The following is a 21,628-nucleotide window of genomic DNA, read 5'->3' as shown; positions in this document are numbered from 1 at the left end:
CATAACCGTGACCACAGACGCCACCTCTGACCGCACGCCGGGAAGCCAAAGCACAACGATTATCTCGGTGCGCGGCGTACACAAAACTTACGCCGGCGGTTTTCAGGCCTTGCGCAATATCGATCTGGAGATCCGGCGCGGCGAGATTTTCGCATTGCTCGGGCCGAACGGTGCCGGCAAGACCACGCTGATCGGCATTATCTGCGGCATCGTCAATCCTTCCTCGGGAACCGTGGTCGCCGCCGGCCATGACATCCGCAAAGATTACCGCGCCGCACGGGCGGCGATCGGTCTGGTGCCGCAGGAATTGCATACCGACGCGTTCGAATCGGTATGGGCTACCGTCCGTTTCAGCCGCGGCTTGTTCGGCAAAGCGCCGAATCCGGATTACCTGGAGCGGATTCTGCGGGCTTTGTCGCTGTGGGATAAACGCGACGCCAAAATCATGGCGCTGTCCGGCGGCATGAAACGCCGACTGCTGATTGCCAAAGCCTTGTCTCACGAACCGGAAATCCTGTTTCTCGACGAACCCAGCGCCGGCGTCGACGTCGAATTGCGCCACGACATGTGGCGGCTGGTGCGCGAACTGCGCGAGCAGGGCACCACCATCATCCTGACCACGCATTACATCGAAGAAGCCGAGGATATGGCCGACCGGATCGGCGTGATCAACAAAGGCGAACTGGTCGTGGTCGAAGACAAAACCGCGTTGATGCGCAAACTGGGCAAGAAGGAACTGGCCTTGACCTTGCGGCAACCGTTGACCGCATTGCCGGCAGAGCTGAATGCTTGGCCGCTGAACTTGTCCGCCGACGGCCAAACCTTGGCTTACACCTTCGACAGCCAGACCGAGGAAACCGGTATCGCCGAATTGTTACGAGCTTTGAACCAACAAGGCATCGATTTCAAAGACTTGCGCTCCAGCGAAAGTTCGCTGGAAGACATCTTCGTCAGCCTGGTACAGCAAGCCAAAGGAGCTAAGCCATGAATTTTTACGGCATCCGCGCCATCTACCATTTCGAAATGGCCCGTACCTTTCGAACGCTGGCGGAAAGCATCGCCGCGCCGGTGCTTACCACTTCGCTGTATTTCATCGTCTTCGGCCGCGCCATCGGCTCGCGGATGGGGGAGATCGACAATGTCGGTTACGGCGCCTTCATCATTCCCGGCCTGGTCATGCTGAATCTGCTGAACGAGAGCATCTCCAACGCCTCGTTCGGCATCTACATGCCGAAATGGTCCGGCACGATCTACGAATTGCTGTCGGCGCCGGTGTCGTGGATCGAAGTACTGCTCGGCTACGTCGGCGCGGCCGCCACCAAATCGGTGATGCTGGGTCTGCTGATTCTGGGGACCGCCCGAGTCTTCGTGCCCTACCAAATCGCCCACCCCGGCTGGATGGTGGCGTTTTTATTACTGACTGCCGTTAGCTTCAGTCTGTTCGGCTTCATCATCGGCCTGTGGGCGGACAGCTTTCAGAAACTGCAAGTGGTGCCGATGCTGGTGGTGACGCCGCTGACCTTTCTCGGCGGCGCGTTTTATTCGATCAACATGCTGCCGCCACTGTGGCAGAAAGTCACTTTGTTCAATCCGGTGGTCTACCTGATCAGCGGTTTCCGCTGGAGCTTTTACGGCATTGCCGATGTGGACGTGGCCATCAGCCTGGGGATGACCTTCGGCTTCTTGCTAGCCTGTCTGGCCTTCGTCTGGTGGGCATTCAGAACCGGTTATAAGATCAGAAACTGACGCCGATCGGCCGCGAAGATGAGCAGGGTTTCCGGTTTGGCTGCGCTGGTTTCGGTCATCGCGTCGATACGCCGAGTTCTCGACCGAACTTTTCGCAGCCGCTGTTGTTTCGACGCCGGCGCGGCGATTTTATTTTTCGGCGCGCTGGCGCAGCAGCCGGCGCTGCAAAGCGATGCTTATCAAGCAATCCAGGAGCTGGCGGCACTCGGCTACCGTATCCCCAGCGCGGAGGCGCCGTTAAGGGTGTTCCCGGCACTGACCGACGCCGAGTTCAGCGGCCGCCATGCCGGGGCTTGGCGGCCCGGCAGCATCTATTTACGCGACCGAACCCAGCCCGATTTCCCCGCACGGGCGTACCTGCGCCACGAGCTGTTTCACGAAGCCAGTTATCGCAGCTGTAACGGCCGCCTGCCGGAATGGGCCGAAGAAATGGCTGCGATGCGTTTTAGCGGCGAACTGGCCGGCCGCGAGCAAGAGCCGCAGCCGAACACCACCGAATTGGAAGACCTGATCAGCCACATTCGGCAAAATTCGCCGCTGAACCAGCGCGACCGGGAAATTTTGGGGCGGCTGGCGCTGCATTACCCGTGGCCTGCCGAAATCTGCCAGGTTCCGGAAGCATTGAGCCGCCTATTGGGCGCGCCTTTTACTGCAGCCGGCTCCGGTTACGTCTTGGCCAGTCTGGTTTCCGGTCGGATTTTAGAAACCGGCGGCGACATTGCCACGCCAATGCCGCCCGGCTCGTTGTTGAAAGTCCCCTATGCGGCGGCGTTGAACCAAGCCAATCCGCAAGTCCTGGCGGACGAACTGGCGGCCAGCGATACCGGCCAATTGTTGTTACGCCGCGCCGCGTTCCGGCCGGAACGTTACCGACTGCTGTTATCCCCGATCAAACAGCAAAGCCTGACGCAACAAGCACCCGTAACCGAACGGGATTGGCGGGCATACCTCGGCGAACGCCGTGGCGACGGCAGTTTCGCGCTCGAAGCGTCATTGCCGGAACTGGTGTTGACGCTGCGGGCCGCCCTGCTGTCGCAGCCCGATTACTTCACAGGCCTGGTGCGGAACGGCGCCAATCCGAATTCGACTTTGGCCGGCATCAACCCTGCCGACAAACGCATTTTCCGTGAGCTGCAAGCCTTGGCCAAGACCGGCACGGTATCCAGCAGCGACGGCCAACCCTTGATCGGGCATTTGATGCTTGCCTGGCCGGCCGAGCATCCGGTGTATCTGGCCGTTTTTCGCCAATCCGGCAGTAGCGGCGCCGCGATTGCCGCGAAAGCCGCTGGCTTACTGCGCGATTGGCAACGTCGGTTTCCGCCGCGCTACGCCGCCGTGCGGGTGCATCTGTTATCAGCAACCGATCCGACCAGTTGGCAGGCACACAGCGATTGTCCGGAACTGGAAACCGGCTCGGCGCGTTTCAATCTTTGCGGCACTTTCTATGTTACCTCGACCGCCCGCGGCAGCCGCTCGGAACGGCGGGTAAGCGGCATATTGCACCAGCCCGCGGCGGACGGCGCGAGGGTATTGGAAACCGATGCCGACAGTTACGCCGACGCGGTGCTGGCGGCCGAAGCTCAGCAGTTAAAAGGAGATGCGCGCGAGGCGTTGCGGGCCGTTATCGTTTGGAACGGCAGCCGGGGCGGGCACCGCCATCCAGAATCCCGCTCGCTCTGCGACACCACGCACTGCATGGTGTTTCTTGGCGAGGATGTGGATGTCAGCGGACCAAGCCGGCGCGGACACATCACCGACCCGAAATTACTCGGTTTATTGGATGAATTGGCCGCTAACCGCGACTGGTTGCCGTTTGCCAACGGCGGCGCACAACACTGGCAACGCCAAATCCCAATCGCAGAGTTGCAGCGGCTGTTCGCCGAAGCGCACATTTTGGAGATTCGGCGGGAGCGGCGTAAGGACGGCGCCTTATACGTCCGCCTGGTCTATGCCGACAACGACGAAGCCGTTTCCTGCGAAATATTTCGCAATACGCTAAAGCTGCCGTCCTGCCCGGATTCGATTCAAGCCGCAGACAACCAGAGCTGGCTATTTCAAGGCATAGGTGCCGGCCATGGCGAGGGATTGTCCATCGAAACCGCCCGCGAACTGGCTGAAGCCGGCCGCAGTGCGGAACAGATTTTACGGGACGCTTACGCTAGTAAAGCTCCCCGCTAGGCGGTTGACACCCAGCGGGAAACAGCGGCCAATCAGGTAATCACGTCCGGTTCGGTTCTGCCGGTACGTTTTTTCACTTCGCACAGTTGTTCGGCAATGTCGATCAATTCGGCCAATGCTGCCTGGGCATCCTGATCGTGCTTACGAACATCGCGCTCATAGCGCTCCAGGTAAATCCGCAAAGTCGCGCCGACGGTACCGGTGCCGGACAGGCGAAACACGATGCGGGAACCGTTGACGAAGCCGATTCGGATGCCTTGCCGGCTGCTGACGCTGCCGTCGACCGGGTCGGTGTAGCTGAATTCGTCGGCGTATTTCACCTCGTAATCGCCCCAAGTCTTGCCGGGCAGGCTATCGAGCTGGCCGCGCAAATGGTCGACGATGGCGTTGGCAATTTCGGCATCGACGGCTTCGTAATCGTGGCGGCAATAAATGTCGCGGCCGTAGGTTTGCCAATGTTCGCGGACGATGTCTTCCACCGATTCGCGTTTGCGGGCGATCAGATTCAGCCAGAACAATACCGCCCACAAACCGTCTTTCTCGCGCACATGGTTGGAACCGGAGCCGAAACTCTCTTCTCCGCATAGCGTGATTTTGTCTGCGTCGAGCAGGCTGCCGAAGAACTTCCAGCCGGTCGGGGTTTCGTAGCAAGGCAGGCTGAGCTTGTCGGCGACCCGGTCCACAGCCTGGCTGGTCGGCATCGAACGCGCCACGCCGCTGATGCCTTTGGCGTAAGCCGGGACCAATTTGGCGTTGGCGGCCATGATCGCCAGACTGTCGCTGGGCGTGACGAAGATATTGGCGCCCATGATCATGTTGCGGTCGCCGTCGCCGTCGGACGCGGCGCCGAAAGTCGGTGGGTTGGCGCCGAACATGATTTCGGCCAATTCATGGGCGTGCACCAGATTCGGGTCGGGATGGCCGCCGCCGAAATCCTCCTGCGGCACCGCGTTGAAGACCGAACCGGGCGCGGCGCCGAGTACCTCTTCCAGAATGTGCTTGGCGTAGGGGCCGGTGATCGCGTGCATCGCGTCGAATTTCAGTGTGATGAAGCCGTTCTGGATGCTTTGTTTCAATAGCTCGAAATCGAAAATCTGCGCCATCAATTCCGCATAATCGGCCACCGGATCGATAACGCGGATTTTGACGCCGCCTTTTTCGACCTCGCCGACCGTGTCCAAATCGATATCGCCGAAACGGGCTTTTTTGTAGCCGGTGATGGTTTTGGTATTCTCGTAAAGCTTGTCGGTGAACTTCTCCGGTGCCGGTCCGCCGTTGCCGACATTATATTTAATGCCGAAATCTTCTTCGGGGCCGCCGGGATTGTGACTAGCTGATAGAACAATACCGCCGAAGGCATTGTATTTCCTGATAATATTCGATGCGGCGGGGGTGGACAACAAGCCGCCTTGGCCTATAATGAGTTCACCGAAACCGTTGGCGGCCGCCATCTTGATGATGATTTGAATGGCTTTACGGTTGTAGTAACGGCCGTCGCCGCCAATCACCAAAGTTTGGCCTTGGTAGCCTTCCAGGCTGTCGAAGATGGATTGGACGAAATTTTCCAAATATTTGGGCTGCTGAAAGACTTTGACCTTCTTACGCAAGCCCGATGTGCCGGGCTTTTGATCGTCGTAGGGAGTGGTTTTGGTGATTGTTGTTGTCATATGCTACCCTTTGTAATACCACGTTTCGAAAGGGTTAAAGTACACCAAAATTTTGATTATTTACAGATTGCCATGTTAAAGAAAAAGTTACTAGGCGCTTTGATTGTACTGGGAAGTTCCGCGTCCGTTAACGCTTTCGCAACGGATGAAGTTTGGCTGCTAGTCGATACTCAGAAGCAAAATATGGAAATACGCAAGGGTGAGAAAACCGTTGCTGTACTCGAAAAACATCGCCATCGGCCGCAATGGCGCCGGCGAAAAGAGCCACCGCGGCGACGACGTGACGCCGCTCGGCAATTACCGTATCGGCTGGATCAACGAAAAAAGCGCGTTTCGTAAATTTTTCGGCCTGACGTACCCCAACGTCGAACATGCCGACCACGCCCTAAAGCAAGGCAAGATCGACCTCGATACTTATGAGGCTATCGCCAGGGCTCATTCCTACGGGCAAGTACCGCCGCAAAACACCGGCCTGGGCGGGCAAATCGGCATTCATGGCTTGGGCAGCGGTAGTCTGTCCATCCACCGATCCATGAATTGGACACACGGATGTATCGCATTGACCAACGATCAAATCGATCAATTGAGCCAATGGGTAGAAAAAGGGACACTCGTAACCGTGAAATAATGTTGGTAAAATCCAAAAAAATGTTGGACAATTGCCACCGTTTTTCATTCTTTATTTTTTGAAACCACAATCAAGGGGAAATAAACCATGATGAGAGCTATTAAATTATCAGCAGTTGTTGCCGTTGCAGCTTTGGCTACCGGTTGCGCAAGCACTTCTGACCTGGAAGCTTTGGATGCACGCGTTGGCACTTTGGAAGGCAAAGTAGCTACCGCTTCTGCTGACGCTGCTTCTGCAAAAGCTGCTGCTGCTGAAGCTGCTGCTAAAGCCGCTGCTGCTGAAGCTGCTGCTAACCGCGCTGCTCAATATGCTCAAGACACCAACAGCAAATTGGACCGCATGTTCAAAAAATCACAACACAAATAAGCTTTAACGCTGTTGTCGATTTAAAAAGCCCGTGAGCCGCAAGGCCACGGGCTTTTTTATTGCCGTTAGTTTGCTGGCACCGCTTGGCTTTGCACAACCGGCGGAGTTTGAACCGGACGCTCGTAGATCGCGGTCGGTATTCCTGTCGATTTTTCGATAGCTGCTTTCAAAATCGAACCCTTGATGACCGGCATTTTGCCGCCGTTAGCCTGCTCGATTAGATCCAATGCCACATGCAGGCGCTGCTCGAAAGTAGCGGGCGTTTCTTCCAGATCCGGATAGGCTTCAAGATAGAGCGTGTCGTGATACCAACCAACCTTGATCGATTGGTTGACGATATTGACCTGAGTACCGACTTTGACCATTGGGAAGAACTGCTCGATGTCGGCTGGATACATGCGCATGCAACCGTGACTGACACGCATGCCAATACCGTTCACTACGTTGGTGCTATGTATCAGGTAACCCGGCAAGCCCAGCTTAAACGCAAAGAGCCCCAGGGGATTGTTCGGACCCGGCGGATAATAAGGATCCAGCACATCACCATCTGCTAAGTGTTCGGCGATGATGGAGGGTGGCGGCGTCCAGGAAGGATTTTCAGTCTTCCCGACAATCCGTGTTTTCCCGAGCGGGGTTTTCCAATTATCTTCTCGACCGATTCCGATCGCGTAAGTGACTACTTTACTGGCATCCGGAAAATAATAAATCCGCATCTCCGGTAAGTTGACGACAATGCCTTCCCGCGGCGCATTGGGCAAGATAAAACTGCTAGGAATCCGCACCTGAGTGCCTTCGCGCGGCAACCAGCGATCGACGTAAGGATTGGCCAGCACGATTTCATCCTGACCAAGCCTGAAATTGACTGCAATATCGATCAGCGTGTCTTCCTGCTTGGCGGCTACGTACTTGACCTCGTGCGGCGGATTACCGACCAGGCTGTCACCCGGACGATCCGGCGCCGGCAACGTTAATGCCGACACACTGGCACTCACGGCCCACAACAAGCTGGTGATTAAACGAATTTTCATCAGATAGCGCCCTCGGCGTTAAACAACTCAAGCAGACGCGGCAAAAACTGCGCAAGTTCCGCGGTCATAATGGAAAAATCGGCATCGAATTGCTCGGTCTCGTCAAATGCCTCGATATCGGCCGCTTGCTCCTGAATCAGATCCAGAAACTTCAAGCGTTTGACGGCGAGATTCTCGTCCAACACGAACGATAGACGTTCGGCCCAACTCATCGCTAATTTGATCACTTGCTTGCCGCTATCCAAGTGGTTTTTGATCTCTGGCAGAGCCAAGTCGTGCCGCTTGCAGCGAATAATGGCGCCTTCCTCTTCCGGAGAGCGCAACTCGCACTCGTCTTCGATCAGAATATCCTTGGGTGAGGCATTGTCGGTCAGCCATTGCGTCATCACGCCGGCCGGCTTTGCGGTGGCTGTTAACGGTACGACCGGTAAAGAACCCAGGCATTTCCGTAATTGGCTGAGCAAATCCTCGGCCTTTTTAGCCGACGCGGCATCCACCACCAGCCATCCGCCTTGGCTATCGATGTAGGCGTAGGTTTTTTTGGAAAACGAAAACGCCCGCGGCAACAATTCGAAGACCAATTCATCCTTGAGCCGGCTACGTTCCTTTGCCGGTAATTTGCGGGCCTCCCGCTCTTCGATTTCGCTGATGCGCTCTTGCAGCATCTCGTTGATCACCGAACTTGGGACAACTTTTTCCTCTTTTTTGCCGCAAAGCATGAAAAAGCCATTGTTGGCATGCACCAAGGCATCGGCAGCTCTACCCAACGGCGGAGTCCAACCGAAACTGAATTCGTCGTGACTACCGCAAGCACGAAATGGTTGTTGTTGCAGCTTTTGCTCCAACTCCTCGGCTTTCAGTTCGAACGGCTCGGAGAAACGGTAGACGGCCAAATTTTTAAACCACATGAAATCGCTCTTTTTCAAAACCGTCAATTATCTCAAATTTGCCCGGCCGCTTGCACCTGTGTCACTTAAAAAGCCCCGGAACGCCTCGCCTGCGCAGTTATACACACAAAGTCTTAGCCAATCCGCCTCAAATACCGCTTGACAAAATAACTCTTTGAAATAAAACAAAATAAACATAAATCACTGATTCTTATAGAAAAAACTACCCTGTCCAAATTTTATACAATCTAACAAAAAGCCAGTATTTGCAGGCAACCGCCGCGGCTTTCGACATTCAACGCACAGAGTTATCCACAGACATTGTGATTAACCCAAGACCCATCGGTCACAGAAGCGCTCGCCATCCAACCCGAATTTGCCGACCACCCCAATTCGCTGCAAATCAACACAGACGCTTCGAATCAATCCTTCACCGCCTCGACTTGAATCAACACCTTGACCTGATCGGCTACCGCAGGCACATATTTATCGATACCGAACTCGGAACGCACGATCAGGGCCGAAGCGTCGGCACCGCAACTGTACTTCATGCGCAACGGATTGATACCGCAATAAAAATGCTCAACCTCCAATCGTACCGGCTTGCTGACACCGTGCAACGTCAACACGCCGTCGGCCCCGACCAACTTGTCACCTTGGAAAATCAGCCGATTGGATTTGAAACTCATCAGCGGATATTTTGCGCTGTCTAAAAAGTCCGGTCCGCGCAAATGCGCTTCCAGCTCCTCCAGCCCGGTACTGATCGAGGCGGTATTGACCGAGACATCTATGCTGCCGCTACCGGTCGCAGTATCCAGCAACACTTTGCCGGATGTTTCGTTAAAACGCCCGCGCTGAGTGGAGAAACCCAAATGGTTAATCTCGAAACTCGGAAACGTGTGCCGACTATCGATGGTGTAGCTTTCGACAGCCAACGCGGAACCGCCGAATAACGCCAGCGCAATCGCGCCAAATAAACGAGCCATCGCAAACCTCCAAACCCAATAAGACCAAACTGCATTATGGCAAAGAGTTTGTGATAATGAGCGGGTTTACACTCCACAGCTTGGCTCGTGCCACTTTCATGCAAAGAATCCATTACTACAATCTAGCGTTGGCCGGATTTTTCGGTCTATTTTTTTTGTTGATGGCATGGCACACCCTATTGGCGCCATCCAACCGCTTGCCAACGGCATTGATCCTGATTGCCAGCGTCGGCCCGTTGCTCCTACCCTTCAAAGGCTTGCTGAATCGCAACTTGAAAAGCTGCACCTGGATGAGTTACATAAGCCTGCCTTATTTTGCCCATGGCATCGCCGAATCTTACGTCAATCTGAGCCAACGCCCGTACGCACTATTGGAAGTGTTGTTCAGTTTGATGCTGTGTTTCGGCGCCGGTCTCTACGTCTATAAAGCGGAAAAAGCCTGAGCCGACGCCGATGCAAGTCCCGTTACAGTTCGAATTTCAGGCAAACCAGACCTTCAACAGCTATTACCCTGGCAACAACGGCGAAATTCTGGAGCAACTGCAGAAACTAGCTACCGGCGGCTCAGAACAACAAATTTTTCTGTGGGGCGACAACGGTAGCGGCAAGAGCCATTTGCTGCAAGCGTGCTGCCAACTCGCGACTAAGACCAATAAGGAGCCATTTTATCTAGAATTGGCAGCCGGCCGCTTGCCGAATCCGGCCCTGTTGGAAGGCTTGGAACATCTTGAACTGGTATGTTTGGACAACATCCAGTACATTGCCGATCATCCGGATTGGGAACACGCCTTTTTCAATTTCTACAACGCGCACCGGCAAGCGAATCACCAGCTGGTTCTGGCTGCAGACTGCCCCCCCAAATATTTAAGCTTCGAATTGCCGGACCTGAAGACTCGGATGGGCTGGGGACTGACGCTAAAAATTCAGCCATTACGTGAAGACCAATTGATCGACGCCTTGAGCCATAAAGCGCATTTTCTCGGCTTCGACATTCCCCCCGCTGTCGGCCGCTTTCTACTGAATCACTACGTACACGACGTGGCCGCCCTGTGGTTGTTGCTGGACCGAATCGACCGGGCGACCCTCGCCGCACAACGTAAATTGACCATCCCGTTTTTGAAACAGATTTTGAGCAATAACGCGTGAGCGACAAAATCCTGATCATCGGCACCGGGGCCATAGGCGGCTTTTACGGTGCCTTGTTAGCCCAATCCGGCGCCGAAGTCAGCGTCGTTTGCCGCTCGGATTACGAAACCGTAAGCCGCCAAGGTTTCCAGATCGACAGCCATGCGCTGGGCCGGTGGCGGTTTCAACCGGCGCAAGTCTTGCGCCGGGCGCACGACTATAAAGATTGCGCCGATTATCTGATACTGTGCAGCAAGGTCGTCGCAGACATCGACCGCGTAAATTTGATCCGCGCCGGCCTGTCCGACAAAACCGCGATCGCGTTCATCCAAAACGGCGTCGATATCGAAGCGGAATTGCTCGCCGCCTTCCCGGACAGAGTGGTGATCAGCGGCTTGGCGTATATTTGCTGCAACCGGTTAGCCCCCGGCCATATCAGGCATCTGGCCTACGGCAAACTGACCATAGGCGCGCTAACTCCGGACGACGCGGGACTCAGCGAAAGACTGCGAGACTTGTTCATTGCCGGTGGCGGAGACTGCGAAATCAGCCACGACATTATCGCCAGCCGCTGGCAGAAGTGCGTCTGGAATGCGCCGTTCAACCCGTTATCGGTACTCTCCGGCGGGCTCGCGACTCAGGCGATCCTGCAGAACCAGGAAAATTTCGTCGGGGAGGTGATGGAAGAGGTATGCCGGATAGCCGCCGCTTGCGGCCACCCCTTGGCCGACGATACCGTCGACATCAATCTCGAGCGCACCCGCAACATGCCGGCTTACAAAACCAGCATGCTGCTGGATTTCGAACAAGGCAGGCCGATGGAAACGGAAGCCATTCTCGGCAATGCGATTCGCGCAGCGCAACGCCACCGCATCGAATGCCCACGGTTGCAGTCGCTGTATGCATTGATGCAGCTCAGAGAACTGCAAATCCATGAAAATCGGCCCCCAGATTAATTCACACAATTGACATTCCGTTTTTTTTGATTTTTCGGTTAGAATGTGAAGATTTTCATTGACCTTGTCATTGAAGAAGCCGTGTGCATTTCGCCTCATACCTAACAAAGCGAAGAGCGGCCGCATACTTCGCTAGGCTAGCAGCTATGTGATCCACAACGACCGTGGCAATGGTGCTGGGGTTTAAAGAGTTTTTATATTCAATATTTAGAGTAAAACCATGACTGATCTATCGCTTTACAGAAACATCGGTATCTTCGCGCACGTCGATGCCGGTAAAACCACCACGACCGAGCGGATTTTGAAGCTGACCGGAAAAATCCACAAAATCGGCGAAGTACACGATGGTGCGGCGACTACAGACTTCATGGTGCAAGAACAAGAGCGCGGCATCACCATTCAGTCTGCGGCGACCACCTGCATGTGGCCGGGCAGCACCAACCAATTTCCGGCGCACCGCTTCAATATCATCGACACCCCGGGCCACGTGGACTTTACGATCGAAGTGTATCGTTCCTTGAAAGTTCTGGACGGCGGTATCGGCGTATTCTGCGGTTCAGGCGGCGTTGAACCGCAATCCGAAACCAACTGGCGTTACGCGAACGATTCCAAAGTCGCTCGTGTTATCTACGTCAACAAACTGGACCGTCTGGGTGCGAACTTTTACCGCGTCGTCAAGCAAGTCGAAGACGTCCTGGGCGCGAAGCCGGTTGTTATGACCTTGCCGATTGGCGAAGAAGAGAACTTCATTGGCGTGATTGACCTGTTGACCCGCAAAGCCTGGATCTGGGACAACTCCGGCGATCCGTTGAAGTACGAAATCCAAGACGTGCCAGCCGACATGACCGAGCAAGTCGAAGAATGGCGCGCGAAATTGATCGACCAAGTCGCCGACCAAGACGACGAGATCATGGAGAAATATCTGGAAGGCGAAGAGCCGACCATCGAAGAAATCAAAAAATGTATCCGTAAAGGTACCATCGCGATGGATTTCTTCCCGACCTTCTGCGGCTCTTCGTTCAAAAACAAAGGCGTGCAATTGGTACTGGACGGCGTGATCGAATACCTGCCGAATCCGACCGAAGTCAACCCGCAACCGGAAACCGACATCGAAGGCGTCCCAACCGGCGAACATGCGATCGTCGATCCGGAGCGCCCATTCCGCGGCCTGGTTTTCAAAATCATGGACGACCGCTTCGGCGCGCTGAACTTTGTCCGTATTTATTCCGGCAAATTGAAAAAAGGCGACACCGTTTTGAATACCTATACTGGCAAAACCGAACGGGTAGGCCGGATGGTGGAAATGCACGCCGACGACCGTAACGAGATCGAAACCGCGCAAGCCGGAGACATCGTCGCCCTGATCGGTTTGAAAAACGTGCAAACCGGCCACACGCTGTGCGATCCCGACAAACCGGCTACGCTGGAACCGATGGTATTCCCTGATCCCGTTATCTCGATCGCGATTTCGCCGAAAGACAAAGGCAGCAACGAGAAAATGGGTATCGCGATCGGCAAAATGGTGGCCGAAGACCCGTCTTTCCGCGTCGAAACCGACCAGGAGTCCGGCGAAACCATCATCAAAGGGATGGGCGAGTTGCACTTGGACATTAAAGTGGACATCCTGAAACGGACCCACGGCGTCGATGTTAACGTCGGCAAACCGCAGGTCGCTTACCGCGAAACCATTACCAAACGCGTCGAAGACGAATACGTCCACAAGAAACAATCCGGCGGTTCAGGCCAATACGCGAAAATCAACTACATCATCGAACCCGGCGAACCCGGCAGCGGCTTCCAATTCGAATCGTCCGTGGTTGGTGGTAACGTACCGCGCGAATACTGGCCGGCAGTCGAAAAAGGCTTCAAAGCCAGTATTGATAAAGGCGTGTTGGCGGGCTTCCCTTGCTTGGACTTCAAAGTCAATCTGACCGACGGCGCGTTCCACGCGGTCGACTCGTCATCCATCGCTTTCGAAATCGCCGCCCGCGCCGCGTATCGCCAATCCATCCCGAAAGGCGCACCGCAATTGCTGGAACCGATCATGAAAGTGGACGTGTTTACTCCGGAAGCTCACGTCGGCGACGTGATCGGCGACTTGAACCGCCGCCGCGGCATGATCAAATCGCAAGATCCGGGCGTCACCGGCGTTCGCATCAAGGCCGACGTGCCGCTGAGCGACATGTTCGGTTACATCGGCGATTTGCGCACCATGACGTCCGGCCGCGGCCAGTTCTCAATGGAGTTCTCGCATTACGCACCTTGTCCGAAAAACGTCGCTGACGAAGTCATCAAAGAAGTCAACGAACGCAACAAAAACAAGGAAAAGTAATTTTGCCGGAACCGGAGGCCTTGGCGCCTCCGGTTCGATTTGGGGTTCCGGCTCGCTAGCCGCCTGATTCACAAACAGGATTATTTTCAACCATAAAGTTTCCGCAACGTACGGAAACTTGTTCCAGTACCTAACCTTGGAAGAACATTATGGCTTTTGTAATTACCGAAAATTGCATTAAATGCAAATTCACCGACTGCGTTGACGTCTGTCCGGTGGATTGCTTTCACGAAGGGCCCAACTTCTTGGTCATCGACCCGGACGAGTGCATCGACTGCACGCTGTGCGAACCGGAATGTCCGGCAAACGCGATCCATGCCGAAGACGAATTGCCGGAAGGCCAAGAACATTTCGCCGCATTGAATGCGGAACTTGCCAAAGTCTGGCCGCTGATCACGGAAGTAAAAGACGCGATGCCTGACGCCGACGAATGGAACGGCAAACCCGGCAAGTTCGCTTTGTTGGAAAAATAAAAAACCGCTAACGCTCTGGAAGCATCCGGACCACTGCCCACATCGCGGCTTTGGTCCGACTTTGTCGCAGCGACACTGAGCTGCCGCTCAACCAAACCAGCGGTACCATCGTATCCGCCGCAGCCTTAAATCTCGCCTTTCTCCACCACCGGCATGATCCAGTAATGGATGCCTGAGCCGGAAAACTCTTCTTTCAACCTTTCCAGCAAAGCCGATATCGCCATTTTTTCGGCGTAGATTTGGAAGCGCGCCGTTTGCTGTTCGTTCTCATCGGCCGCAGTGAGAAACTTGGTCATCCGGTGTTCACCGAAATTATCCCTATCGATTTCGAAGCCCGACAGACATTCCATCATCGCCACCTCCAAATCCGGAGGTACGATAAAAGATATCGAAAACTGCTGGTGGTTGACCGATTTGAAAAAGTCGTCTTCGCTGTTAAACCGATCAGAAGCATTCTTGATAACTTGCAAATAGCGGCCACGGCGGCGATCGCCTTTACGCTTATCGACGATACCGGCCGGTATCTCGGTCTGATTTTGGCGGGGATCGTTGTACCAACTGCGGTGGTAGTAAGGCCTGACCACCACCATACGGCCGTTAAATCGCCGGTTCTTTAAGGCCTTGACGACCCGTTGCACAGTGACTTCCGAATCCAGTGTTACCAAGCCGTGGTATTCGATAGTGCCGACCCGAGTATCTTGCAGCGCCAGTATCTCCACATCCACGATTCGTCCCGACTTTCTGAAAAAACCGTTATTCAGCGCTGGCGCCACGAATTCGGAAATTTCTATATGCCGGGTATTGGCGGGAATTCTGCGCAAAAAAATGTTCATAACTCGTAATGTGGCATGAAAATTAGCTCATTTCACAACAATCAATGGCCTTCGAAGAACTGTAGCACTCCCTGCCGGTTTCTGCATGCTTTATGCTTAAATTACGCCTTGTTCGATTGCCGGCACCAACCAGTATTGCAATCCGGAGCCGGCAAATTCATGCTTAAGTCTAGCCAACAATGCGGGGGCATGCTGCTTCTCGACATACATTTGAAAGCGGAGCTTGCGCTGATGCCCGGCGACCTGTTCCGCCAACGACAAACCTCGGGCGTTGTAGTCATGGACATTGGCCGGATAACTGGAAAATCCCTGTTGCCATTCCAACGCCAGCAGACAGTCGACTAAAGCGTCTTCCAAAGTAGGCGGCGCAGTCACGGTCAGAATAAAAGCATCGTGGTTCATGGTTTAAGTTCCGGGTTACGGCCGAATAACTTATAAAGGATCGGCAGCAATATCAGTGTCAACAATGTGGACGACAACAAGCCGCCGGTCACTACAATCGCCAACGGCCGTTGGATTTCCGAGCCGGGGCCGGAGGCGAACAACAGCGGAATCAAACCGAAGGCGGCGATACTGGCGGTCATTAAGACCGGTCTCAACCGCCGCGCGGAACCCACGACGACGACGCGAGCAATGTCCATACCGGTAGCGCACAGCTGGTTGAAATAACTGACCATAACCACGCCGTTCAATACGGCGATACCCAGCAAGGCAATAAAGCCTACCGAAGCCGGTACCGATAGATATTCGCCGGATAACCACAGGCCGAACACTCCGCCGATCAGGGCCAGCGGGATGTTCGACAACACCAGCACCGCTTGCCGAATCGAACCGAAAGTGGAAAACAGCAATAAAAAGATCAAGCCCAGCGACAGCGGAATCACCAGACTCAAGCGCGCCGATGCTCGCTGCTGATTTTCGAACTGACCGCCGAATTCGACATGGAAACCGTGCGGTAACTTGACCCGTTCCGCGACGGCTTTGCGCGCCTCATCGACAAAGCCGACCAGATCGCGGCCTTCCACGTTGCTGCGAATCACGACGAAACGCTGGCCTTTTTCCCGGTCTATCGAAACCACACCTTCCACCGGCTGAATCTTTGCCACCGCCGTAATCGGCACATGGCCGCCGTCGGGCAAAGTCAGTTGCAGATTATCGAAATTGGCGGTGTTGCTGGCCCCGCGCAACAACAACGGTGTGCGTTTGACACCTTCCTGGACGATGCCGAGTTGCACACCTTCGATTTGCGCGCGCAATAGGGTTTCGATGCCATCGGTATCCAAGCCGAACCGACCGGCAGCCTGCCGGTCGATATTGACCTGCAAAAACTGCATGCCCTCGTTCTTGCGGGTAAACACGTCGCTGGCACCGGGAATGGTCTTCAACACCGCTTCGATCTGCTCCGCCTTGCGGTTCAATGTATCCAAATCGGCGCCGAACAATTTAACCGCTACATCGCCACGGGTGCCGGTCAGCATTTCCGAAACCCGCATTTCGATAGGCTGGGTAAAACCGAACGCAATGCCTGGAGTGTGAACCATGATCTTGCGGATATCGTCGATCAAAGCCTCTTTGCTGTCCATCCGCCATTCCGACTTCGGCTTCAAGATCAGGAACGTGTCTGTATCGTTCAGACTCATCGGGTCCAGACCCAATTCGTCGGCGCCGACCCGAGACACCACCGTGGCAACCTCGGGAATATGCTCGCGAATGTTTTTTTGGACCCGGCCGTCCAGCGCAACCGAATCCTGCAAGGTTATCGACGGCAACTTTTCCAGTTGAACGATGATATCGCCTTCGTCCAAGGTCGGCATGAAGGTACTGCCGATCCGGGTAAACGCGATCAAACTTAACACCAGCATGGCGCCGGCACCGATGAACACTTTTCTGGTGTTACTCAAACACCAGGCCAATACCGGCTGATACCACCGCAGCAATTGGCGCGGCAACCAAGGCTCCTCGTGAGAAACTTGCTTCAGCAACAGCGAAGCCAGCACCGGAATTACCGTCAACGACAATACCAGCGAACCGCTCAAAGCAAATACGATGGTCATCGCCACCGGCCCGAATAACTTGCCCTCCAAGCCTTGCAAGGTCAGCAGCGGCAGAAACACGATGACGATGATCAAAATGCCTGAAGTCACCGGTAGCGCCACTTCGCGGCTAGCCCGGTAAATCATATGTAAACGCGGTAGGCGCTCGGCCTTGCGGTGGTCCGCAAGCTGGCTGATGACGTTCTCGACCACGACCACCGCGCCGTCGACCAGCATCCCGATCGCAATCGCCAAGCCGCCCAGACTCATCAAATTGGCCGACATGCCGAACACATTCATCATGATGAAGGTCGCCAACGCCGCCAACGGTAGCGCCAAAGCCACGGTCAACGCCGCACGCATATCGCCCAGAAACAAAATCAACAACACGACCACCAGCACGATGGCCTCGGCCAAAGCTTTGGCAACGGTGTTTACCGCTTTGGCCACCAATACTCCGCGGTTATAGAACACATTGATATGTACACCCTCGGGCAAACTGGGCTGCAACTGCGCCAGCTTCTGTTCCAATTGTTCGATGGTCAATCTGGCATTGGCTCCGCGCAAGCCCAACACCACAGCGGTGACCACTTCACCGCTGCCGTCCTTACTGACCGCGCCGTATCGGGTCAGCGCTCCAATCCGCACCTCGGCAATATCTTCCACCCGCACCGGCATGCCGTCATGCTGTTCCACGACGATCGATTTCACATCCTGTTCGTTTTTGATGCGACCGTCGGCGCGGACGATCAGCGCTTCTTCACCTTCGGTCAACCTACCGGCGCCATCGTTACGGTTATTTTTTTCCAAAGCCGCCATCAATTGCTCGATGCCGATATTACGCGCCGCCATTCTGACGTTGTCCGGCACCACTTCGAAACTGCGCACCAAGCCGCCCAAGGCATTGACGTCGGCCACGCCTTTAACGGTGCGCAAGGCCGGACGGATGGTCCAATCCAGCAACTCCCGGCGCTGCATCAAATCAAGATCGCCGCCTTCGATCGCGAACATGAACATCTCGCCCAACGGCGTCGTCATCGGCGCGATCCCGCCTTGCACCCCGTCGGGCAAATTGCCCCACATGGCATTCAGGCGTTCCGCCACCTGCTGTCGGGCCCAGTAAATATCGGTGCCTTCCTCGAAGTCCAGGGTGATGTCGGTAATCGCGTATTTAGCCAGCGAACGCAGCATGGTTTGATGCGGAATTCCCAGCAACTCCACCTCGATCGGCGCGGTGATCCGGGCTTCGACCTCTTCCGGCGTCATACCGTTAGCTTTGACAATCACCTTGACCTGAGTCGGCGACACCTCGGGAAAAGCGTCGATCGGCAGTTGTTTAAAGGCATAAATGCCACCGCCCATCAACAGTAGTACGCCCAATAGCACCAACAAGCGCTGGGTCAGGGCAAAGCGAATCAATGCCGCCATTATTCATCGCTCCCCAAACCCAACCAATTGGCTTTCAACGCCACCGCGCCTTTGACGGCGATTTGTTCGTTGCCGGTCAGCGCGCCGCTGATCAGTGACTCGTCACCTTGCTTGCCATTGACGCTGACCTCGGTCACAGCAAAGCCGTCATCGTTACGCACGAACACGTAACTACGGCCCTCGTTTTGCGACAAGGCCGAATTCGGCACAGTAAAGCCGGTCGTCGCACCTTGTTGCAGGATTTGTACATTGACGTTTTGCCCAAGCCGCAAACTTTGCGGCTTGCCGTCCACCACGGCCCGCGCCGATACCGTTTGATTGTCCGCGTTAACGCTTTGCCCCAACAAGCTGATGGTTGCCGACACATCGCTCGACTCCAACCGGACCCGATCACCCACCTTGACCGTGCTCAGGCGTTCCTGCGGGATACTGATTTCCAGCCATAATTCGGATAGATCGGCGATGCGGAATAGGGGGGCCTGGATATCCAGCCGCGCGCCCAGATTGACCATACGCTGCAACACCACACCGTCGATCGGCGCCCGAATCGACAAGCGATCGTCCAGTTTACGTGTGTGCGCCAACGCTTTAATCTCTGCGTCAGACATGCCGGCAAGCACCAACAATTGCTTAGCCTCGTCGGCGCGCGCCACTTTGCTTTGATGCTGGGTTTGGGTCTCCTGCCAGCGCCGTTCGGCGATAACCCCTTCCTGCAACAATTTCTGGTCCCGGTTGCGTTCCAACCCGGACAAATTCAGCTCGCTGGCAGCAGCCAAATATCCCTGTTGCAAGCCGACCAACTCCGGACTGCGCAATTGGGCTAGAACCTGGCCCTTGCGTACGCTGTCGCCGATATTCGCCGCCAAATGCGTCACCAGACCGGGCTGGCTGCTGCTGACCAGCGCTTCGCGGTCGGCCGGCGTTACGACTTTTCCGGGCGCGTAAAATAACGGCACGCTGGAACTGGCAACCAACGGCGCGGTTTTGATATCCAGATTCTCGATCTGTTGCCGACTCATCCGAATTTGCGCATCCTGCGCCAAGACGGAGGCAGCCAACAGCGATAAAAACAGTGTGGCCGGCATTCTCACGGCTGCACTCCGAGCGCTTGGTTATAAAACGCGATATTGCGCTGCAACTTCACTTCCTGCAATTTGGCATTGCGTACCGCTTCCAGGCTCCGGGCCTGAATTTTGATCAGATCCAGCAAGTTGATTTCGCCGGCCGAAAAGCTGACTTCGGTCATTTTCAAATGGGTTTCGGCGATTTGCTTCAATTCGTTGGCAATCGCCAATTCCGCCCGCGTCACCTCCAGCGCATGTTCCGCCTCGTGCAGATTCTTTTCCAGCTGGCGGTATAAATGTTCGCGCTGCGCCATGGCGTTGTTCAGTTCCAGATTGGCCTTGGCGATCTCCGGCGCGTTATAGGCATCGCCGCCGAACAACATCACCACGCCGACGCCGGCACTTTCGATATTCTGGCCGTCGCGGCCATCCCGGGTACTCTTGGCGCCGATATTCAACTTCGGCTGATTGATCGGATCCGTAGTTTTGATCCATTCCACCTCGGCGCGTTTACGTTCGATCACGGCATTAACCGCTTCCAGGACCGGGTGGCTAGGCATAATGCTTTTCAGCTCGCTTTGCCGTTCCAGATAATTGGCCGGAACCCGTGCCAGCGTTGTCAGGCTGGAATAGGCCTTACGGCTGTGCATGACTTCCGCTTCGGCCTGGGTCACCAGTCCGCGGTTCTGCAAATACTCACCTTTGGCCAGTAGCAGATCGGCACGGGGCAAATCGCCCAGCTCAACCCGCCGCTCGACTTTTTTCATCAATTGCTCGGATACCGACAAAGCGTTCTGCGCCTGTTGCAAGCCGATGTTGGCGACCTCCATATTCCACAATGCTTCCCGCACCAGTCGCGTCACCTCCAATTTAACCGCCGCCGACTGCTTTTGCGCCGATAAACCGGCCCGCTCGGCCACGGCTTGGCCGGCGTCGCGTTGACCCCAACTCCAGGTAGTGACTTCGACTTTGGCCGACATCTCGCGCGCGCCGCGGTCAGCCGCAACCCGGTCGTCGAAGTAGTCCAGAGCCAGCGCCGTCGACCCCGCCACCCAGGAGTCGCTGCGCTCGGTCAAAGCATCCGCTTCTTGGGTCAACGCTTCGCTTATCAGGCGGTCCGGATACTTTTCCAAGGTCAGTTCGACCAAGCCGGACAGACTAAGGGACGGATCCGTGTCGATCGGGTCCATATGTTCGACAATCAGCTTGTCCGCCGCCATTGCACTGTGTGGCGCCGGGCTTTCACTCTCTTCGGTTTGCGCTACGCAAGGCAGGGCAGCTAACAGTAAAACTGGTAATCCATATTGAATATGACGGTATACGGTCATATCTCGCTCCAAAAAATTGATAGATGGCAAATCTGTCGCCGGCATTGACGCAGCGGCAGGTCGAGCGGTACAGGCAAAGGCTGACGGTTTACGCCTGGTTGCCCCGCCTCAGCAGCCAGGGGGAGCGCGGGAAGCGTTATCGGCGAGAAGGGGCGCTGTGGGCGGTGGCGAAATGAGAGATCGGTAAAAAGGTGCTCGGACTGGCGGGTAAAATTTTGGCTCGGCAACAGACGGCAACAGGAATCCAAGCGGCACCAACCGTTCGCGCATCATTTGCAGTTTGATGGCGGAACCGACACTGACAACGGCCGCTTGCTGATGCAATTCATGCCGGTTGTCTGGCAAGCTCCACTGATCCGGCTCGCTCTGCAAACTCTCCAGTCCATGCAGATGGATGCCGCAGTCCCCGGCGTCACCGCCGACATGGGCATGCACCAACGGCGCGGCTGTCTGCAGCAGCACCAGTAGCACGACCAGAAATTGACGCAGATATGCAACCATTTACGTTCTAAGAATGTCTGTGAACTCGCGCGTTCGGCCAAACCGCGGTTGTACCGGGCCGTGCGAAAC

The 21,628-nt window shown here is 55.5% G+C and carries 20 protein-coding genes; 10 read left to right on the top strand and 10 right to left on the bottom strand.

Features of this window, described 5'->3' with window-relative positions; translation table 11 throughout:
* Positions 1-7 precede the first annotated feature (7 nt).
* The 3 genes from PL263_RS14960 to PL263_RS14950 are packed head-to-tail and all read left to right on the top strand — an operon-like array spanning position 8 to position 3,924.
* A complete protein-coding gene (locus PL263_RS14960) occupies positions 8-988 on the top strand; it encodes an ABC transporter ATP-binding protein (RefSeq protein WP_278210089.1) in 981 nt (326 codons plus the stop codon).
* Positions 985-1,746 carry an ABC transporter permease gene (locus tag PL263_RS14955; protein ID WP_278210088.1) on the top strand — a complete coding sequence of 254 codons (762 nt, stop codon included), beginning with the start codon at positions 985-987 and terminating at the stop codon, positions 1,744-1,746. The genes PL263_RS14960 and PL263_RS14955 overlap by 4 nt, the downstream gene beginning before the upstream one ends.
* 18 nt (positions 1,747-1,764) lie before the next feature.
* Positions 1,765-3,924 carry a hypothetical protein gene (locus PL263_RS14950; protein ID WP_278210087.1) on the top strand — a complete coding sequence of 720 codons (2,160 nt, stop codon included), beginning with the start codon at positions 1,765-1,767 and terminating at the stop codon, positions 3,922-3,924.
* A gap of 32 nt (positions 3,925-3,956) precedes the next feature.
* On the opposite strand, the gene PL263_RS14945 is transcribed toward PL263_RS14950, so the two are convergent.
* Positions 3,957-5,591 (bottom strand): alpha-D-glucose phosphate-specific phosphoglucomutase, encoded by a 1,635-nt coding sequence (locus PL263_RS14945; RefSeq protein ID WP_278210086.1) that lies wholly within the window; start codon positions 5,589-5,591, stop codon positions 3,957-3,959.
* Between the two features lie 199 nt (positions 5,592-5,790).
* Here PL263_RS14945 and PL263_RS14940 point away from each other — a divergent pair, with 199 nt between their 5' ends.
* Positions 5,791-6,219, top strand: coding sequence for a L,D-transpeptidase (locus PL263_RS14940; protein WP_347568918.1), 429 nt, complete (start codon positions 5,791-5,793; stop codon positions 6,217-6,219).
* 87 nt (positions 6,220-6,306) lie between these two features.
* Positions 6,307-6,585, top strand: coding sequence for an Lpp/OprI family alanine-zipper lipoprotein (locus PL263_RS14935; protein WP_082409752.1), 279 nt, complete (start codon positions 6,307-6,309; stop codon positions 6,583-6,585).
* A 65-nt stretch (positions 6,586-6,650) separates the two neighbouring features.
* On the opposite strand, the gene PL263_RS14930 is transcribed toward PL263_RS14935, so the two are convergent.
* The 3 genes from PL263_RS14930 to PL263_RS14920 all read right to left on the bottom strand — a co-directional run bounded on the left by PL263_RS14930 (position 6,651) and on the right by PL263_RS14920 (position 9,486).
* Positions 6,651-7,550, bottom strand: a complete 900-nt coding sequence (locus PL263_RS14930; protein ID WP_278210085.1) for a L,D-transpeptidase family protein — start codon at positions 7,548-7,550, stop codon at positions 6,651-6,653.
* Positions 7,551-7,612: 62 nt separating this feature from the next.
* Complete coding sequence (gene rdgC, locus PL263_RS14925; protein ID WP_140911954.1) at positions 7,613-8,521, bottom strand: recombination-associated protein RdgC; 909 nt, start codon at positions 8,519-8,521, stop codon at positions 7,613-7,615.
* Between the two features lie 401 nt (positions 8,522-8,922).
* Complete coding sequence (locus PL263_RS14920; RefSeq protein WP_278210084.1) at positions 8,923-9,486, bottom strand: YceI family protein; 564 nt, start codon at positions 9,484-9,486, stop codon at positions 8,923-8,925.
* Between the two features lie 98 nt (positions 9,487-9,584).
* Here PL263_RS14920 and PL263_RS14915 point away from each other — a divergent pair, with 98 nt between their 5' ends.
* The 5 genes from PL263_RS14915 to fdxA all read left to right on the top strand — a co-directional run bounded on the left by PL263_RS14915 (position 9,585) and on the right by fdxA (position 14,372).
* Positions 9,585-9,929 (top strand): DUF2069 domain-containing protein, encoded by a 345-nt coding sequence (locus PL263_RS14915; protein WP_140912020.1) that lies wholly within the window; start codon positions 9,585-9,587, stop codon positions 9,927-9,929.
* A 10-nt stretch (positions 9,930-9,939) separates the two neighbouring features.
* Positions 9,940-10,632, top strand: a complete 693-nt coding sequence (gene hda, locus PL263_RS14910) for a DnaA regulatory inactivator Hda (protein WP_278210083.1) — start codon at positions 9,940-9,942, stop codon at positions 10,630-10,632.
* Positions 10,629-11,567 (top strand): 2-dehydropantoate 2-reductase, encoded by a 939-nt coding sequence (locus tag PL263_RS14905; RefSeq protein ID WP_278210082.1) that lies wholly within the window; start codon positions 10,629-10,631, stop codon positions 11,565-11,567. Before hda ends, PL263_RS14905 begins: the two co-directional genes overlap by 4 nt.
* A 220-nt stretch (positions 11,568-11,787) precedes the next feature.
* Entirely contained in the window at positions 11,788-13,899 is a 2,112-nt protein-coding gene (gene fusA, locus PL263_RS14900) for an elongation factor G (protein WP_278210081.1), read from the top strand.
* Positions 13,900-14,048: 149 nt separating this feature from the next.
* Positions 14,049-14,372: a ferredoxin FdxA gene (gene fdxA / locus PL263_RS14895; RefSeq protein WP_140911959.1), complete on the top strand. Its 324-nt coding sequence runs from the start codon at positions 14,049-14,051 to the stop codon at positions 14,370-14,372.
* A gap of 125 nt (positions 14,373-14,497) precedes the next feature.
* On the opposite strand, the gene PL263_RS14890 is transcribed toward fdxA, so the two are convergent.
* The 6 genes from PL263_RS14890 to PL263_RS14865 all read right to left on the bottom strand — a co-directional run bounded on the left by PL263_RS14890 (position 14,498) and on the right by PL263_RS14865 (position 21,559).
* Complete coding sequence (locus tag PL263_RS14890; RefSeq protein ID WP_140911960.1) at positions 14,498-15,205, bottom strand: DUF3240 family protein; 708 nt, start codon at positions 15,203-15,205, stop codon at positions 14,498-14,500.
* A 96-nt stretch (positions 15,206-15,301) separates the two neighbouring features.
* A complete protein-coding gene (locus PL263_RS14885) occupies positions 15,302-15,607 on the bottom strand; it encodes a DUF3240 family protein (protein ID WP_278210080.1) in 306 nt (101 codons plus the stop codon).
* Entirely contained in the window at positions 15,604-18,666 is a 3,063-nt protein-coding gene (locus PL263_RS14880) for a CusA/CzcA family heavy metal efflux RND transporter (protein WP_278210079.1), read from the bottom strand. Before PL263_RS14880 ends, PL263_RS14885 begins: the two co-directional genes overlap by 4 nt.
* Positions 18,666-19,751, bottom strand: coding sequence for an efflux RND transporter periplasmic adaptor subunit (locus PL263_RS14875; protein WP_278210078.1), 1,086 nt, complete (start codon positions 19,749-19,751; stop codon positions 18,666-18,668). Before PL263_RS14875 ends, PL263_RS14880 begins: the two co-directional genes overlap by 1 nt.
* 2 nt (positions 19,752-19,753) lie before the next feature.
* Positions 19,754-21,058, bottom strand: a complete 1,305-nt coding sequence (locus tag PL263_RS14870) for a TolC family protein (RefSeq protein WP_278210077.1) — start codon at positions 21,056-21,058, stop codon at positions 19,754-19,756.
* Between the two features lie 108 nt (positions 21,059-21,166).
* Positions 21,167-21,559, bottom strand: coding sequence for a hypothetical protein (locus tag PL263_RS14865; protein WP_278210076.1), 393 nt, complete (start codon positions 21,557-21,559; stop codon positions 21,167-21,169).
* Positions 21,560-21,628: the final 69 nt, after the last annotated feature.

It is taken from the genome of Methylomonas sp. EFPC3 (assembly GCF_029643245.1).
Taxonomy (GTDB): domain Bacteria; phylum Pseudomonadota; class Gammaproteobacteria; order Methylococcales; family Methylomonadaceae; genus Methylomonas; species Methylomonas koyamae_B.
Note: the sequence above shows the minus strand (reverse complement) of the source record. Positions and strands in the feature narration are given on the sequence as shown.